Consider the following 16,035-nt stretch of genomic DNA (forward strand, 5'->3'; position numbering starts at 1 on the left):
CGCCCGGCAACCATTATGCAAAGGTGCCGTGCTTATTTCTGCGAGAATCTTGCCTGTTTCTCCAGGGCGCTGGAGAATTCCTGCAACAGCGGGCAAACTGCCGATGGATAAATCAATGCGGGTAGAAACAATGGAACGGGAAGCGATCTGCGCGCTGCTGGCGCAAAAAGTGATTCAGTTGCGTAATGCCGGACGCGGCGCCTTGCCTGAATTGCCGGAAGTGCAGCTGCTTTATGCGGATAAAACCTGGGGCCGTACGCCGGTAATGTATCGTCCAGGCATCGTGATTCTGTTTCAGGGGAAAAAGGTCGGCTATATCGGCACCACCACCTTTAATTACGACGCCAGCAAATATCTGATGCTTACCGTGCCGCTGCCGTTTGAGTGCGAAACCTTTGCCACGCCGGAAGATCCGCTGGCGGGGCTGATGCTGCATGTCGATATGCCGCGCCTGCAGGATCTGCTGATTGAACTCAACGGCGATGACAGCTTCCAGCCGAAGCCGCTGAATCAGGGCATTCACTCCGCCTTTCTTTCTGAAGAGCTGCTGTGCGCCACCGAGCGGCTGCTGGACGTAATGGCGAAAGACCGCGATGCGCGCGTGCTGGGGCCGCAAATCGTGCGTGAAATTCTCTATTACGTGCTGGTCGGCCCCTGCGGCGGCGCGCTGCTCTCGCTGGTCAGCCGTCACACGCAGTTTAGCCAGATCGCGCGCGCGCTGCGGCGTATTGAAACCAGCTATACCGATAGCCTCAGCGTTGAATTGCTGGCGGCGGAAGTAAATATGAGCGTCTCGGCCTTTCACCACAACTTTAAGGCGGTGACCAGCACCTCGCCGCTGCAGTATCTGAAAAGCTATCGGCTGCATCAGGCGCGCAACATGATGCTGCAGGAGGGCTTAAAGGCCAGCGCGGCGGCGATGAAAGTCGGTTATGAAAGCGCCTCGCAGTTTTCGCGCGAGTTTAAGCGCTATTTCGGCGTCACGCCGGGAGAAGAGATCACGCGGATGCGGCTGGCGGGCTAATCCCGCCGCCGCAAACCGTCAGGCGCGCTGACGGCGTTTTTTCCAGATCAGGGCGATGCTGCCCGCCAGACCAAGGAACAACAGGGCGACCGGCAGAATAATCAAAATCGCCATCACTTGATCTTCATGGCGTTTGATAAACGGCACCTGACTGATACCGTAGCCAAAAGCGACAACAATCGTTACCCACAGCAGGCCGCTCAGCCAGTTAAAGAACTGAAAGCGACTGTTTTTCAGGCCGGAGATGCCCGCCATCGTCGGCAGCAGCGTGCGCACAAAGGCGAGAAAGCGGCCGACCAGCAGCGCCATCAAACCGTGACGGTTAAACAGATGCCACGCCCGCTGATGGTATTGCGCCGGCAGGTGCATCAGCCAGCTTTTCACCAGCCGGGTATTGCCGAGCCAGCGGCCCTGTAAATAGCTAAGCCAACAGCCCAGGCTGGCGGCAGCGGTCAGAATCACCAGCGTCGGGATAAAATCCATCACCCCTTTGGCAATCATCGCGCCCGCCAGCAGCAGCAGGCTGTCGCCCGGCAGAAAAGAAGCAGGCAGCAGGCCATTTTCTAAAAACAGCGTCAAAAACATAATGCCATAAACGATCCAAACCACATCTGGATTGGCCAGCGCGGCAAAATCCTGATGCCATAGCGCCTGAACAATCTCATGTATCACACCCATGTGCTTCCTCGTTGACTGTGGTAATCGTCTTACCCTTCATACTTCAGGCTGCATCTTTGTTAGCTGCTTTCACTCACCCGAATCACTTAACTGTGTAAGCTCATCGGGATTCGTTCACTTGCCGCCGCGATGCAGCCTGAATTATTTGGCTATAAGTGTAACTGCAAATGGCCGCTCACTTCCTGCCAGAAAGACGGCAGGGGACGTCCTGTTAAGCTCTGGTTTAAGGTTAGCGTGCTTTACGCCATTTATGGCTGAGCGATACGCGCAAAACCGGCGGACAGGTCGTCAATCAGATCCTCGATATGCTCCAGGCCAATGTGCAGACGCACCAGCGTGCCGCTGAAATCCACGCCGTTAACCGGACGAATGGCCGCCAGCTCCTCCGGCTGATTAGCCAGAATCAGCGATTCAAAGCCGCCCCAGGAGTAGGCCATGCTGAAGTGATGAAAGCCGTCGAGAAATTGTGCCAGCTTTTCATCGCTCAGTTTTTGTTCCAGCACAAAGGAAAACAGGCCGCTGCTGCCGCTAAAATCGCGTTTCCAGGCCTGATGACCGGGGCACTGTTCCAGCGCCGGATGATTGACGCGCGCCACTTCCGGGCGTGCCGCCAGCCAGTTCGCCACCGCCAGCGCGCTCTCTTCATGCTGACGCAAGCGCACCGCCAGCGTGCGCAGGCCGCGGCTGGTGACATAAGCGGTATCAGCATCCACCATCTGGCCCATCAGATAGGAGTTCTCACGCAGCGTATCCCAACAGCGCGCATTGCTGACGGCGGTGCCGATCATCGCATCGGAATGGCCGACCAGATATTTGGTGCCCGCCTGAATGGAAATATCCACGCCGTGATCCAGCGGGCGGAACAGCAGCCCGGCGGCCCAGGTATTATCCAGCATAATGATCGCGTCCGGCGCTTTGCTGCGTACCGCCTGCACGATGGCGGGAACGTCCTGCACTTCCATCGTGATCGAGGCGGGAGATTCAAGGAACACGACTTTGGTATGCGGCTGCACCAGCTCAGCGATCCCGGCGCCGAGGGTATGGTCGAAATAGCGCGTGGTGACGCCAAGCTTACTGAGGATTTTATTGCAGAAATCCTGGGTCGGTTCATAAACCGAACCGGCCATCAGCACTTCATCGCCCGCTTCGACAAAAGCGAGAATGGCATTGGATACCGCTGCCGCACCGCAGGGATAAAGCGCACAGCCAACGCCGCCTTCCAGTTCGCACATCGCTTCCTGGAGAGAAAAATGGGTCAGCGTACCGCGGCGGCCATAAAACAGCTCGCCCTGCGCCCGCCCGGCGGTCGCGCGTTTTTTATCGGCAACGGTATCAAATACCAGAGAGGAGGCGCGCTGAATGATGCTGTTAACTGAGCCTTGTGTGTAACGTTTCTGTCTGCCAGCGCCAATAAGGGTAGTTTCAATATTTTTTTTCGACATGCTGCAAGCGGTCCTGCCTAACCCGTAGTAAGGCGGTTAACTTACCACGTTTAGCCAGTCAGGGTTGAGAGCCATTTACCACTATCAGACAGTCGCCAGCCGCAGGCGCAACGGCTGGTGACGACAGCTACATCACGCCCATCATGCGCGGCAGCCAGAGCGAAATTGCCGGAACATAGGTAATCAGCAACAGCACCACAAACAGCAGGCAGTAAAACGGCAGCATCGCCTTCACCACCTGTTCAATCTTCTGTTTGCCGACGGCGCTGGCGACAAATAGTACGGAGCCTACCGGCGGCGTAATCAGCCCGATCCCCAGGTTAATCATCATAATCATGCCGAAGTGAACCGGATCGACACCCAGCGCATTAGTCACCGGCAGCAGCACTGGCGTCAGGATCAGAATAATCGGCGCCATATCCATCAGCGTGCCGATCACCAGCAGCAGAACGTTAATGCACATCAGAATGACGTACTTATTATCGGACACACTGGTGAAAAACTCGGTGATCAGCTGCGGCAGCTGCATAAAGGTCATGACCGCGCCGAAGCCGGATGCAAAGGCGATCAGCACCATCACGATGGTGACGGTTTTAATGGTGCGAAACAGCAGGATATGCAGCTGGTTCCATTTGAAGTCGCGGTAGATAAACATGGTGACGAAAAAGGCCCAGATGCAGGCGATCGCCGCCGATTCCGACGCGGTAAAAATGCCGGAGAGAATACCGCCGAGAATAATCACCACGGTAAACAGGCCCCAGAAGGCGTCGAAAAAGATCTTTACCGCCTGTTTGAAGGGAATACGCTCGCCGCGCGGATAGCCGCGTTTGCGCGCAAAGCCCAGGCACATAATCATCAGGCACAATCCCAGCAGCAGGCCGGGAAAAATCCCGGCGACAAACAGCGAGGAGATGGTTACCACGCCGCCGGTCGCCAGCGAATAGATCACTGAGTTGTGGCTGGGCGGCGTCAGCACCGCCTGCACCGATCCGCTGGCGGTCACCGCGGCGGCGAAGTCGCGCGGATAGCCTTTCTCCTCCATCTGCGGGATCATCACCGAGCCAATAGAGGCGGTATCCGCCACCGACGAGCCGGAAATGGCGCCGAAAAAGGTTGAGGCGACGATATTCACCAGCGACAGGCCGCCGCGAATAAAGCCGACAAAGATATAGGCGAAGTTAACCAGCCGGCGAGCGATGCCGCCTTCCGCCATAATCGCGCCCGCCAGAATAAAGAAGGGAATGGTGAGCAGCGAAAATTTATTTACGCCGTTGGTAATCTGGATCACCACCGCTTCCAGCGGCAGATCGATCCACCAGGCGCCGATAAAAGCGCTAAGGCCGACGGCAAACGCCACCGGGAAACCGATCAGCAACAGAACCATCATACTGCCTACTAAGATCAGTGCGTCCATCATAAGCTCCGAATCAGTGGGTGCCGCCGAGGCTGACCAGCGGGCGGGCGGACTGATCGCCGCACAGCAGGCGCTCAATCACAAACAGAATGGTCAGCAGCGCGCCAACCGGAATAGGCAGATACATCTGGCCAAAGGTGACGGCGGGCAGCGAAGCCTGCGGCTGGAGCCACATCGCTTCGCACAGCGCATAGCTGGCCTGGAAAATAATCAGGCAGGCCGCCAGCATTAGCAGATCGCTGACGATGGCGGCAATTTTCTGGCCGCGCGGCGACAGACGGTCGGTCACCATCGATACGCAAATATGCGTGCCGGCACGGAATCCGACCGGCGCGCCGATAAAGGTAAAAATAATCATACAAACAATGGCGACCGGCTCCGGCCAGGAGAGCGCATCGTTCAGTACATAGCGGGCGAAAATGCCGATCGGGATCACCGTCACCATGATCATCAGCGCAATTGCGGCGATCGTCATGCACAGCAGATAGACCGCATCCATCAGACGTGAATAGGCAGACATGATGTTTTACCTGGTTAGGAGCGCCGCGAGGGTTCGCGGCGCAAAGAGGGTTATTTCACCGCAGCGATTTGCTGCATCAGATCCTGATAGTTCTTGCCATACTGATCGCGCACCGGCTGCGTCGCCTTCACAAAATAGTCGCGATCGATCTGCTGGAAGGTCACGCCGCCTGCCTTCATCTTATCCAGCGACTGCTGGTTATACTCGGCCCACAGCTTGCGCTCATCCTCCTGCGCTTCTTTACCCAGCTTGCGCAGCAGCGCCTGATCTTCTGCCGACAGCTTGTCCCAGGAGCGTTTCGAGAACAGGATCATTTCTGGCTGAATAAAGTGGCCGGTCAGCGTGTAATATTTTGCGACCGGCATATAGTTGTGGGCGACGAAGGTTGGCGGATTGTTTTCCGTACCGTCCACCACGCCGGTCTGCATGGCGCTGAAGACTTCGCTGACGCCCATCGCCACCGGATTCGCGCCCATCGCCTTCAGCGTCGCCAGCGAGATGGCGCTGTTCTGCACGCGAATTTTCATCCCTTTCAAATCGTCAGGCTTCGTAACGGGCTTTTTGGTGATCATGTTACGCACGCCAGCGTCGGTCCAGCCGAGAAACACCATCCGGGTATTGGGATCGTTATCGAACTTGTTGGCGATCGCTTTGCCGATTTCGCCGTCCAGCACGCTGTGCATATGGGCTTCATCGCGGAAAATATAGGGCAGCGTCAGCACGCTCGTTTCCGGGGCCAGGGTGGAAACGGGTGCCAGCGATACGCGGATCATATCCACCGCGCCGATTTGCACCTGCTGAAGCGTTTGCTCCTCATCGCCCAGCGTGCCGCCCGCGTAAACGCGCATCTCCAGCCGTCCATCGGTGGCCTGTTTCAGCTTCTCCCCCATATGTTCAAGCGCAACAACGGTGGGATAACCGGCGGGCTGGACTTCCGCCACCTTCAGCACTTTAGCTGAGGCGGCGCAGGTAAACAGCGCGGTGGATGCCAGCGATAACGCCAGCAACAGTTTTTTCAGTTTCATCTATTGTTCTCCTGCGCTTAAAGGGAACCCCGTCTCTGGCGGAAAGAAGGGTAGGGAAAGAGAGCTGCCAGCAGGGCTGATTCACTATAGATAAATTGCGTTGGCGGAAAATTGGCGTAGATGAATTGAATGAATTGCATCACAAAATTAAAACGATGTTTTAATAAATTTATACGCAGCGTCACAGTTTAAAAACTAACCGATAACATCGCAGTTACCCACCGCTTCTGGGGCGGCCCAGGACTCAGAAATGTTTGTAAATACTAATGAGAACTACTATCAATTCACTCTTGTTTTGGTATGATCCCGACCTGTTTTGACGAATTCCCTTAAGGTTGGAGAAATAGCGTGGTAACCAGTGAGCTGATGCAGGCGGATCTTTCCGTCTGGGGCATGTTTGAACATGCGGACATCGTGGTAAAAGCGGTAATGATTGGGCTGCTTCTGGCGTCCGTCGTCACCTGGGCCATCTTCTTCGGCAAATTTACCGAACTAACGTCGGCGCGCCGTCGCCTGAAACACGAGCAGCAGGCGCTGGCAGATGCGCGTTCGCTGCGTCAGGCCGCCGAGCTGAGCGAAAACTTCCATGCACGTAGCCAAAGCACGCTGCTGCTGCAGGAAGCGCAGAATGAGCTGGAGCTGTCCACAGGCTCCGACGATAACGAAGGCATTAAAGAGCGTACCGGCTTCCGTCTGGAACGTCGCGTTGCTGCCATTAGCCGTCACGCCGGTCGTGGTAACGGCTTCCTTGCCACCATCGGTTCCGTCGCGCCCTTTATCGGCCTGTTCGGTACGGTGTGGGGCATCATGAACAGCTTTATCGGCATTGCGCAAACCCAGACTACCAACCTGGCGGTGGTTGCGCCGGGTATCGCAGAAGCGCTGCTGGCAACCGCAATCGGCCTGATTGCCGCCATCCCGGCGGTCGTGACCTACAACATTTTCGCGCGTATGATCGCCAGCTATAAAGCGGGCCTTGGCGACGTGGCGGCGCAGGTGCTGCTGCTGCAAAGCCGTGACCTCGATTTAGCGCGCAGCAACAGCGGCGCACAGCCGGTTCAGAATGCTCACAAACTGCGGGTAGGTTAAGCGTTATGGCGATGCGGTTAAATGACGATTTGGACAGTAACGGCGAAATGCACGAAATCAACGTGACGCCGTTTATCGACGTTATGTTGGTGCTGTTAATTATTTTCATGGTGGCCGCGCCGCTGGCAACGGTAGATGTCAGGGTGAACTTACCGGCTTCCACCAGCGCGCCGCAGCCGCGACCGGAAAAACCGGTTTATCTTTCTATTAAAGAAGATAAGCAGATGTTTATCGGCAATGAAGCGGTTTCCAAAGATAAGCTGATCGAGGTGCTGAACGCGCAGACGGAAGGCAAGAAAGATACCACTATCTTCTTCCAGGCCGATAAGTCTGTGGATTATGAAACGCTGATGAGCGCCATGGATGCGTTACGCGGTGCGGGTTATCTGAAGATTGGCCTGATGGGCATGGAAAGCGCACAGAAATAGCGCTTCCCGACCATAAAAAAACCGGAGCCAAAGCTCCGGTTTTTTTATGGCTGAAAACTTAGCCCAGGTGTTCACCACCGGTCACGCCGTGGACTTCCGCCGTGACGTAGCTTGATTCCTGCGAAGCCAGGTAGACATAAACCCCAGCCAGCTCGGCAGGCTGACCGGCACGTTTCATTGGCGTCTGTTTACCGAACTCCGGCAGTTTCTCCTGCGGCTGTCCGCCAGCTATCTGCAATGCGGTCCAGATTGGGCCTGGCGCCACGCTGTTGACGCGAATACCTTTCTCCGCCACCTGTTTGGCCAGCGCGCGGGTATAGGCCAGAATTGCCGCTTTGGTCGAAGCGTAGTCCAGCAGATGCGGGCTTGGCTGATAAGCCTGAATCGACGAGGTTGTAATAATCGACGCGCCTTCCGGCAACAGCGGGATCGCGGCCTGCGTAATCCAGAACAGGGCAAATACGTTAGTTTCGTAAGTTTTACGGAACTGTTCGGTGGTCAGCTCGGCAATATTTTCTACCGCGACCTGCTTACCGGCTACCAGCGCCAGAATATCCAGCCCGCCCAGCGCTTCGTGCGCCTGCGTGACCAGCTGCTTACAGAAAGCCTCGTCGCTGACATCGCCCGGGATCAGCACCACATTGCGGCCCGCTTCACGAATATAGTTAGCCACTTCTTCCGCATCACGCTGCTCGGCAGGCAGGTAGTTAATAGCGACGTCTGCGCCTTCACGCGCATAAGCGATAGCGGCAGCACGGCCAATACCGGAATCAGCGCCGGTCACCAGCGCTTTACGACCTTCCAGCCGCTGGCTGCCGCGATAACTTTTCTCGCCGCAGTCCGGCACAGGCTGCATATCCTGCTGGATGCCTGGCGCGGGCTGACGCTGTTTCGGGTATTCACCGGTGTAATACTGGGTAAGAGGATTCTGCATTTTATTCTGGTCTGCCATGTTTCCTCCTGATTTATTAAAAGAAATTTCACTGTTAAGGCTAGGAGAAACTGCAGCGATGTCGAGTGCTGTAACATTTGCATCGCCAGGTTGCTGTAGTTACAGGGAAAAAACGCAGCGGGAAAATGCGAATAAATATGAGCAAATATGAATAATGTACGAGAAAAGAGCGGTTGCGCCGCATAAACACAAAGGATAACAATTCTGTTAAAAAATGGTTACTAAACAGATCGATTTGTAAACTGCAATGGTGAGCAGGGTCACGTTATCAGCCTGTTGAACGGGCTAAAAGGGAGAAAAACACAAGGAAGCCAATATGAACTCAGTAGAGCATTTACATAAGCCTCGCCGCAGCGGTGCCAAAACGATCTTTAGCGTAACCAGCGGCAATTTTCTGGAAATGTATGATTTTATGGTGTTTGGCTATTATGCCAGCGCCATAGCCAAGACCTTCTTTCCTGGCGACAATCCATTCGCCTCACTAATGCTAACGCTGATGACCTTCGGCGCAGGATTCTTAATGCGCCCGTTAGGCGCCATCATCCTTGGCGCTTATATTGATCACCACGGACGCCGCAAAGGGCTGTTGCTGACGCTGGGATTAATGGCATTGGGTACACTGACCATCGCCTGCGTTCCGGGATATGCCACGCTCGGGGTCGTCGCGCCCATATTGATCCTGCTGGGCCGGCTACTGCAGGGCTTCTCCGCTGGCGTCGAGCTGGGCGGCGTCTCCGTCTATCTCTCTGAAGTCGCGCCAAAAGGACGCAAAGGCTTTTACGTCAGTTGGCAGTCCGGCAGCCAGCAAATCGCGGTAATCTTCGCCGCGCTGCTGGGCTTGCTGTTAAACCATCTGCTGGCGCCGCAGCAGGTAACCGACTGGGGCTGGCGTATTCCGTTTGTTGTCGGCTGTCTGATCGTGCCGTTTCTGTTCTGGATCCGCCGGATGCTGGAGGAGACCGAAGCGTTCAGCCAGCGTAAGCAGCATCCGTCAATGCGGGCGATTGTGCGCTCGGTCGCCAGCAACTGGGCGCTGGTGCTGGCGGGTATGCTGATGGTGGTCACTACAACCGTTATGTTTTATATGATCACCGCCTTTACGCCGACCTTTGGTAAAACCGTGTTGATGATGAGCGATAAACAGAGCTTTCTCGTCACGCTCTGCATCGGCCTCTCTAACCTGTTCTGGCTGCCGTTGATGGGGGCGCTCTCCGATCGGGTAGGACGCCGACCGCTATTAATCGTTTTTACCTGTTTAATGATCCTGACAGCCTGGCCTGTACTGCACTGGCTGGTAGGATCGCCTTCGTTCGCCCATCTGCTGGAGGCGGAGCTTTGGCTCTCTTTCCTCTACGCCAGCTATAACGGCGCGATGGTGGTTTATCTGGCTGAGGTGATGCCTGCTGAAGTACGCGCCTGCGGTTTCTCGCTGGCCTACAGCCTGGCGACCGCGCTGTTCGGTGGTTTTACACCTGCCATCTCCAGCTATCTGATCCACGCGACCGGCGATAAGGCGATGCCTGGCGTCTGGCTCACCATCGCTGCGGTTTGCGGCCTGCTCGGCACGCTGATTATTCGGCGTCTGTTAAAACAGTACCAAACGCGCCAGAACGGAATAGCTGTCACCGCACTGTAATCAAAAGGCCAGATCCACCACCACGCTGTCGGTATAGTTGCCCGCAGGCGGCGTGGTTTGGGTGGTTAAAACGCGTGCGGTATAGGGGAACGTGCGCGTTAAGCCATCGCTGCTGACCGTGGTGGCATTGGCGCTCGACTGGCGCTCGGTGCCGGATGGCCCCCAGCGGTTGGTGCTGCTGCCTTTATAAATTTCATAGCTCAGGCGATTGCTGCCGTTAGCCATATTGCGCACACTGCCGTTGGCGTTATTGCCGTTGCTTAATCCCACCGTATAGGTGCTGCCTTTGGTGCAGACCACGTTAATTGACTGCGAGACGGCGGAGAAGCCGCTGACCAGCGGCGCGCTGCCGAAGCTAATATTCGGCGCGGTAATGGTGGTGCAATCGTTGGTAATGGTTAGCGTCACGGTAATGGGAATCATGCCGGAGCCGTTCTGATCCTGGCCAGCAAGACAGATGCCAAGCGCGGCAATGCCGGTACAAATCCGGTAGGTGACGGCCAGATTCAGAGTGCCGCTGTAGGTTCCGGCGGCAACCACCTGACCGGGCAGGGTGCGCAGGTAGAGCGGTATCGAAAAGTTAAGCCCACCGAGCAGGCCGATCAGGTTCACCAGCTGCGTCGAGTTATAGGTAATCGCCGTGGCGCCGATGGTCATTTCCGTGGCGCAGTTCGCGGCGGTACAAAGCTGTACGGGAATATTATCGCCGCCGGCGGCACCATTCAGCGTTAAGGTGCCGCGTGTGCCGGACGTGGCCGAGGCGCTGGCGAGACGCAGCGTAATATTGTTTCCTGACAGCAGCGATAGCGTATTGCCGGAGCCGCAGTTGACGTTCGCCGTGGTAGAGCTGGTGCTGGCGGTGGTATTCACCGTAAAAGAAGTTACCGAGCCGAAGCTGACGGTCGAGGAGGGCAACGTACAGGCCGCCCACAGCGTCCCGCTAAAGCTGCTTAACAGCAGGGTTAACAACAGTAACAGCCTGACGCTCATGGCAATATACCTGCGGTAGAATTAGTGGATACGCTTTCCGGCGCGCCGTTCGGCGCTTCCGGCAGGGCGCAGATCACGGGGCCGTAGATTTTTAACGCCTGCGGCCGCCCCTAGGCGATAGCGAGGTGCGTCGTACAGCGGCGGCCATCCGGCGCAACAATCTCAATCGCATTGTCGCCCTTCAGGTTATTCAGCCAGGCCAGCCCATCCCAGCCAACATATTCCGTCGGCTCGCCGGCGCGCAGTACTTGACTGGAAACCGGCAGCGGGTTGCCTTGCCGATCGTGGAAAATCACGCTGGCAGCGCGCAGCGGCTCAACGGGGAAATCCAATAAAAAGCCGCTTTGCCGTTTTACCGCAAAGCGCTGCTCTGTGCGCGGCACCGTCATATCCGGCGGCAGATCAAGCGCGTCAATATCATATTTTGCCGGATAGTAAGAGCTGATACGCGGCACCAGCAGATAGCCGTCGCTATCGGTGCGTCCCATCGCCTGGTTCTCATAGCGTACCGTCACCTGCGGATAGCCGGTTTTCACCAGCACAAAGGCGTCGTTAATGGCGTTAGCGGCAAACAGGCGATTGTCCATCAGCACCAGCGAACCGGTAAGATCGGCCCATTCGGTATGGTTTTCACTGTCGCCGTAGAAACCGGCGGAGGTATCAATCTTCTGATTACGCCAGCGCAGGCTACCCTGGCGATAATCGCCGTCGCTGCTCTGCCTGGCCCAGGAGGCATCCCAGGCAAAGCCGCCGTCGCTGGGCATCGATTGCGAAAGATAGACGCGCTGCGCGTTATGGCCTTGTTGATTGCGTTCCAGATTCAGACTGGCGCTGCCGCGTTCGCCAAACGGGATAATCAACGAAACCGCGCCGGTCCACTCTCCGCTGCCGATATCGCGCGAAGCGGCCACATAAAGGCTGCTGTTGCCCCAGATATTTTTACTCCAGGAGAGATTCCACAAGCGGGTGCGATCGCCGCTGCCGCTGGTGATATCAATAAAGGCGGCGCCCAGATTGCCGAAGCGGCTCAGCGACACGCTGGCGTTATACTGCGCGCTGCGGCGGCTAAGCGACCAGGTAATATCGTTAACGTCGCTGCTGCGCGTGCTGTAAAGCGCCAGATCGGCAAATTCCGCGCTGCGTATCGTGTGCTGGGTACCGAGGCTGAACCAGCGGTTGTTATATTGATAGCCCCAGCTGTGCTGCGTACCACTGTCACCAGCCATGCGGCTTTGCGCCAGCGCGCCGTTTACCACGCCGAAAGCGCCGAGCTTCACCTGCGCGCCGCCGCCGCCCAGCGCCAGACTCTCTGCGCCTTCCGCATGGGTTTCCAGCGTCAGCCAGTCGGTCAGGCCGTAACGCCAGGACCCGCTGGCCGCCGCCGTGCCGTAATCGAAGTTTTTGATGCCATAATTGTTCCGCAGCGCCCCGGCGGAGAATGAAAAATCGGACAGGCCGGGCTTCAACAGATCGCTGGACACATAAAAGGGCAGCGCGGTACTGACCCGACGGCCCACCGCATCGGTCGTCACCACCACCGCATCACCAGCGCCGTTAACAAACGGCATATTGGTCATCGTCCAGGGGCCGGGCTGCACCTGATTGCTGCTCGAACGGTAGCCGTTAACGAACAGATCGACAGTAGAAGGCACCGCTGCCTGACCGGCAAAGGTCGGCAGCGGCCAGGTAACAATATCTGGCCGCACGCTAAAATCGCGTGACAGCTGGATGCCGCCAAGCCGCACGCTGCTGCTCCAGCTCAGCGCATCGGTGATCAGATCGCCCACGCGCCAGCTCAGCACACGGTTTTCATCCTCATAGCTCCACCAGCTGTCGTAGCGTATATAGCCTTCGTTAAGGTAACTTTCGCCACCGCTAAGCTGCTGCTGCCAGACGCCGTTCGATGAAAACTGTCCCGCCGCGCCAAACAGCCTGAACTCATTCCAGGCTGAGAGGCGGCTGCCGGACTGACTGTTACGGCTGGTGTAAAAATCGTAGTTCAACAGCGCGCCGGTGCTGCTACGGCCCGGATAACGCGGCGCGTTCTCTTCGCCGCGAAAGGTTTGTGCGGGCAGCCAGGCGGCGGGAACGGTCAACAACAGGCGTTGACGCTGGCTGTCATATTCCGCCCGTACCTCCGGCATGGCGGAAACATCCACTTCCGCGCCGCTGAGCTTTTCCGGCGGCAGGCCGGCCCGCTGTAAATCGCCCGCGCGCAACCAATAGTGGCCGTTGCGAAAGATCACCGGCACGATTGCGCCCTCCTGCTGGTTTACCACCAGGGAGAGCATATATTGCGGACTTTCGCTCTGCGCGGCGCTGGCTGACGGCGGCGGCGGCAGGGAAGAAAAGGTTTCCGCGTCGCCGCTTAAGGGCGTAAGACAGCCGTACAGACCGGCGATAGCCAGCGAACAGCGCCGCAGTCCGAAACGGAAAGCGATGTTCATAAACTAGCGGGCACTGCTGGCGCTGCGCCAGGCGCTATTATTAACCTCAGCGCTTAGCTGCGCGCCGTCGGAGACGGCAAACGTCAATGGCCAGCGATGGCGGCTGTTCGCCAGTACATAACCGTAAAGCCCGTCCGCCAGCGAGCGCCCGTTAAGCGACGCTTTGCTGATGCGCGCATGAATTGCGCCGTGATTATTAATTTCCAGCCACCGCTGTCCGCCTTCATTGACCGTCCTCCAGCTTAGCTGCGGCCGTGAACTGTCCGGCGCCAGTCCGCTGCCGTACACGAACAGCGGAACGGAATAACGCATCTGAAAACGCAGCCCTGCCTGGTTTTCTCCCGGCTGCTGCGGCGTTGGGATCTCATCCAGTACCACGCGATAAGCCGCTTCCTGTCCTGCAGGCGGCGGCGTCATTTTTATCAGGCGCACCAGCTGTTTTTGCCCCGGCTCAATGCGCAACAGCGGCGGGCTGGCAACCACCTGCTGCTGGGTTTGGTACTGCTCGCGTCCTTCCTGTTGCTGCCAGGCGAAAATGCGCACCTGCATCAGCGTGGTGGCGCTGCCGCGGTTTTCCAGCCACAGCTCGCTGGCTTTATCTTCGCTGATTATTTTCGGATCGATAGGCCAGATCATCACGGAATTGGCCGCGTCGGCCAGCGGGACGAGCAGCGTCAGGAAAGCCGTTATAAGCGCGCGCAGAAGAGTCATACTCAATCCTTGTTATCTCTTTACCAGCTCAGCGTCACCGTCAGCGTATCGCTGTAGCTCCCGGCGCGCTGGACGCCGCTGAGCTGTAAAAGGCCGTAAATCGGCAACGTAATGTTATTGGCATTGCTGTAGCTCAGGGCTACGTTCTGATTCACAGGAATTTCGCTGGCGGCGCTAAAGCTGGCGTTGGTAAACAGGCGATAGGCCAGCGTATTGCTAAAATTCGTCAGCTTCAGGTTGCGCGTAGTGGTGTAGTTGCTGCCGCCGTTAATGCTCATCGACAGCGCGGTGCCGGGCGTACAGGCGATATTAACGGTGCTGCTTTGCACAAAGCTGGCGCTGATGGCGGCAGTTTGCACGCCGGAGCGTGTGCCAAAGTTCAGCGCGCCGAAAACGCCGGTATTGCTGCCGGAAATCACGCAGCCCGCCACAATTGCCGCACTGACCTGAAAGGTCTGCGTTGGCAACGCCTGGGCGTTATAGCTGGCAATAAGCGTTATCAGGCCGAGCGGGCCATGCCAGCCCGCTGCGCGCCGCCATTTCCTCGGCACCTTAATTCCTCAGCGATGACCTCAGTAATTCACGGCAACGCTGATGGTATCGGTATAGGTTCCCGCCGGAATGGTGGCGTTAAAGCCGCCGCCGGTAATGCGTCCGAATATCTGGTAGTTATCGCCAAGCGTAGGGTTCGCGGTGCCGGTTGCGGGAATACTGGTATTATTGGCGATGGCGTTCGAGAAGCCGGCATCGCTGTAAAGGGTGTAGGAGATACCTTGGGTATTATCGGCGCCGAGCAACAAATAGCGCGGCTGGCCGGTGACTTCGCCGTAAACCGTTGCGGGCGCGGCGTTACTGCTGGTCACCTGCACGTTATAGGTTTGGCCGGTGGTGCAGCGCACATAGATACCGGTGCCCGCCGCGCCGACCAGTGTGGCGTTCAGCGTATCGAAGGTAGCGGCGCTGCTGCCGAAGTCTAAGGTACCAAAGTTAACGCCGCTGGTGCCGGGCTGACCGTTAACCAGACAGCCGGTAGTAAGCGTCAGCGTCGCGTTGATTGTGCCGGTAGTGGTGGCAGCCAAAGTAGAGGTTGTAATAAGCGGCAGCGTGCAACCGGCTACAACCAGCAATAACTTCAGTTTCATAAATTTTCCTTACTGATAGCGATAGCATAATTGACCTTATCACCTGGTGTTCAGTAAAGAGCCGAGCCTAAAAGCAACAAAAACAAGGAAAAATGAAAAAAAGTGGTTCATCGTCCGAAAAAAAAGCCGGATATCATTTTAATACCACTATATTAGCTTCTTTTACTATATATCAACCTCCAGCAAAGCGGTAAACGGAAAGTTAAAAAAATAGCTAACCATCCTGAGGCTACCGCCATAATCCGCAGCATAAGCCTGACGAAGCGCTTTCGGGTGACAAACTGACGATCTCTTTCTGTAACATCTATCCGAAAATGACTATCAATGTTATTTTCTTTTCGCTATCTAAGAAAATTCGCTTTTTATAAATTGCGTTGGCCCTGCAACTTAAAAAAATAAGCTGTTATATAACCTTTGTTCCCGCAGGGTAATAAACGAAGTATGGCATGGCAAGAAGAAATCAGCGGCCTTTTGCTGTTGATTAAACGAAAATAAAACTTATGAATAGTGTGGTGTAGGGTGCAACCTGATCTTTTC

The 16,035-nt window shown here is 56.5% G+C and carries 14 protein-coding genes and 1 pseudogene; 4 read left to right on the forward strand and 11 right to left on the reverse strand.

The features are described 5' to 3' along the window. The first annotated feature begins 130 nt into the window (after nt 1–130). Complete coding sequence (locus P3C52_RS05815; RefSeq protein WP_275554300.1) at nt 131–1,024, forward strand: AraC family transcriptional regulator; 894 nt, start codon at nt 131–133, stop codon at nt 1,022–1,024. Between the two features lie 18 nt (nt 1,025–1,042). Here P3C52_RS05815 and P3C52_RS05820 read toward each other — a convergent pair whose 3' ends face one another. From P3C52_RS05820 to P3C52_RS05840, 5 genes are all read right to left on the reverse strand, one after another. Then, a complete protein-coding gene (locus tag P3C52_RS05820; RefSeq protein WP_275554234.1) occupies nt 1,043–1,702 on the reverse strand; it encodes a DedA family protein in 660 nt (219 codons plus the stop codon). A gap of 248 nt (nt 1,703–1,950) precedes the next feature. Further along, nucleotides 1,951–3,144, reverse strand: a complete 1,194-nt coding sequence (gene metC / locus P3C52_RS05825; RefSeq protein WP_275554235.1) for a cystathionine beta-lyase — start codon at nt 3,142–3,144, stop codon at nt 1,951–1,953. A 127-nt stretch (nt 3,145–3,271) separates the two neighbouring features. Beyond that, the gene (locus P3C52_RS05830; protein ID WP_275554301.1) at nt 3,272–4,558 is read right to left on the reverse strand and encodes a TRAP transporter large permease; all 1,287 of its coding nucleotides are present in this window, start codon (nt 4,556–4,558) and stop codon (nt 3,272–3,274) included. Between the two features lie 13 nt (nt 4,559–4,571). Continuing rightward, the gene (locus P3C52_RS05835; protein WP_275554236.1) at nt 4,572–5,078 is read right to left on the reverse strand and encodes a TRAP transporter small permease; all 507 of its coding nucleotides are present in this window, start codon (nt 5,076–5,078) and stop codon (nt 4,572–4,574) included. A gap of 50 nt (nt 5,079–5,128) precedes the next feature. Continuing rightward, entirely contained in the window at nt 5,129–6,103 is a 975-nt protein-coding gene (locus P3C52_RS05840; protein WP_275554237.1) for a TRAP transporter substrate-binding protein, read from the reverse strand. Nucleotides 6,104–6,469: 366 nt separating this feature from the next. Here P3C52_RS05840 and exbB point away from each other — a divergent pair, with 366 nt between their 5' ends. Together exbB and exbD are read left to right on the forward strand one after the other, a co-directional pair. Beyond that, the gene (gene exbB / locus P3C52_RS05845; RefSeq protein WP_275554302.1) at nt 6,470–7,192 is read left to right on the forward strand and encodes a tol-pal system-associated acyl-CoA thioesterase; all 723 of its coding nucleotides are present in this window, start codon (nt 6,470–6,472) and stop codon (nt 7,190–7,192) included. 5 nt (nt 7,193–7,197) lie between these two features. Next, nucleotides 7,198–7,620, forward strand: a complete 423-nt coding sequence (gene exbD / locus P3C52_RS05850; protein WP_275554238.1) for a TonB system transport protein ExbD — start codon at nt 7,198–7,200, stop codon at nt 7,618–7,620. 58 nt (nt 7,621–7,678) lie between these two features. Here exbD and P3C52_RS05855 read toward each other — a convergent pair whose 3' ends face one another. Next, a complete protein-coding gene (locus P3C52_RS05855; protein ID WP_275554239.1) occupies nt 7,679–8,572 on the reverse strand; it encodes an SDR family oxidoreductase in 894 nt (297 codons plus the stop codon). Nucleotides 8,573–8,888: 316 nt separating this feature from the next. On the opposite strand from P3C52_RS05855, the gene P3C52_RS05860 reads away from it, so the two are divergent. Continuing rightward, nucleotides 8,889–10,208 carry an MFS transporter gene (locus P3C52_RS05860; protein ID WP_275554240.1) on the forward strand — a complete coding sequence of 440 codons (1,320 nt, stop codon included), beginning with the start codon at nt 8,889–8,891 and terminating at the stop codon, nt 10,206–10,208. Here the strand turns inward: P3C52_RS05860 and P3C52_RS05865 are convergent, their stop codons facing one another. From P3C52_RS05865 to P3C52_RS05885, 5 genes and pseudogenes are all read right to left on the reverse strand, one after another. Further along, on the reverse strand, nt 10,209–11,198 hold the full coding sequence (locus P3C52_RS05865) for a spore coat U domain-containing protein (RefSeq protein WP_275554241.1): 990 nt from the start codon (nt 11,196–11,198) through the stop codon (nt 10,209–10,211). Continuing rightward, nucleotides 11,195–13,645: pseudogene (locus P3C52_RS05870) on the reverse strand (fimbria/pilus outer membrane usher protein). Before P3C52_RS05870 ends, P3C52_RS05865 begins: the two are co-directional and overlap by 4 nt. Before the next feature lie 3 nt (nt 13,646–13,648). Beyond that, nucleotides 13,649–14,356, reverse strand: coding sequence for a molecular chaperone (locus P3C52_RS05875; protein WP_275554242.1), 708 nt, complete (start codon nt 14,354–14,356; stop codon nt 13,649–13,651). A gap of 20 nt (nt 14,357–14,376) precedes the next feature. Continuing rightward, complete coding sequence (locus P3C52_RS05880) at nt 14,377–14,859, reverse strand: spore coat U domain-containing protein (RefSeq protein ID WP_275554303.1); 483 nt, start codon at nt 14,857–14,859, stop codon at nt 14,377–14,379. A gap of 69 nt (nt 14,860–14,928) precedes the next feature. Then, the gene (locus tag P3C52_RS05885) at nt 14,929–15,498 is read right to left on the reverse strand and encodes a spore coat protein U domain-containing protein (RefSeq protein WP_275554243.1); all 570 of its coding nucleotides are present in this window, start codon (nt 15,496–15,498) and stop codon (nt 14,929–14,931) included. Nucleotides 15,499–16,035 lie beyond the last annotated feature (537 nt).

Origin of the sequence: Mixta sp. Marseille-Q2659 (assembly GCF_940807255.1) — a bacterium.
Lineage (GTDB): Bacteria > Pseudomonadota > Gammaproteobacteria > Enterobacterales > Enterobacteriaceae > Mixta.

Excerpts from the sequence above, each read along its gene's own strand:
- P3C52_RS05815 (WP_275554300.1), top strand. The coding sequence starts at position 131 with ATGGAACGGGAAGCGATCTGCGCGCTGCTGGCGCAAAAAGTGATTCAG.
- P3C52_RS05820 (WP_275554234.1), bottom strand. The coding sequence starts at position 1,702 with ATGGGTGTGATACATGAGATTGTTCAGGCGCTATGGCATCAGGATTTT.
- metC (WP_275554235.1), bottom strand. The coding sequence starts at position 3,144 with ATGTCGAAAAAAAATATTGAAACTACCCTTATTGGCGCTGGCAGACAG.
- P3C52_RS05830 (WP_275554301.1), bottom strand. The coding sequence starts at position 4,558 with ATGGACGCACTGATCTTAGTAGGCAGTATGATGGTTCTGTTGCTGATC.
- P3C52_RS05835 (WP_275554236.1), bottom strand. The coding sequence starts at position 5,078 with ATGTCTGCCTATTCACGTCTGATGGATGCGGTCTATCTGCTGTGCATG.
- P3C52_RS05840 (WP_275554237.1), bottom strand. The coding sequence starts at position 6,103 with ATGAAACTGAAAAAACTGTTGCTGGCGTTATCGCTGGCATCCACCGCG.
- exbB (WP_275554302.1), top strand. The coding sequence starts at position 6,470 with ATGCAGGCGGATCTTTCCGTCTGGGGCATGTTTGAACATGCGGACATC.
- exbD (WP_275554238.1), top strand. The coding sequence starts at position 7,198 with ATGGCGATGCGGTTAAATGACGATTTGGACAGTAACGGCGAAATGCAC.
- P3C52_RS05855 (WP_275554239.1), bottom strand. The coding sequence starts at position 8,572 with ATGGCAGACCAGAATAAAATGCAGAATCCTCTTACCCAGTATTACACC.
- P3C52_RS05860 (WP_275554240.1), top strand. The coding sequence starts at position 8,889 with ATGAACTCAGTAGAGCATTTACATAAGCCTCGCCGCAGCGGTGCCAAA.
- P3C52_RS05865 (WP_275554241.1), bottom strand. The coding sequence starts at position 11,198 with ATGAGCGTCAGGCTGTTACTGTTGTTAACCCTGCTGTTAAGCAGCTTT.
- P3C52_RS05875 (WP_275554242.1), bottom strand. The coding sequence starts at position 14,356 with ATGACTCTTCTGCGCGCGCTTATAACGGCTTTCCTGACGCTGCTCGTC.
- P3C52_RS05885 (WP_275554243.1), bottom strand. The coding sequence starts at position 15,498 with ATGAAACTGAAGTTATTGCTGGTTGTAGCCGGTTGCACGCTGCCGCTT.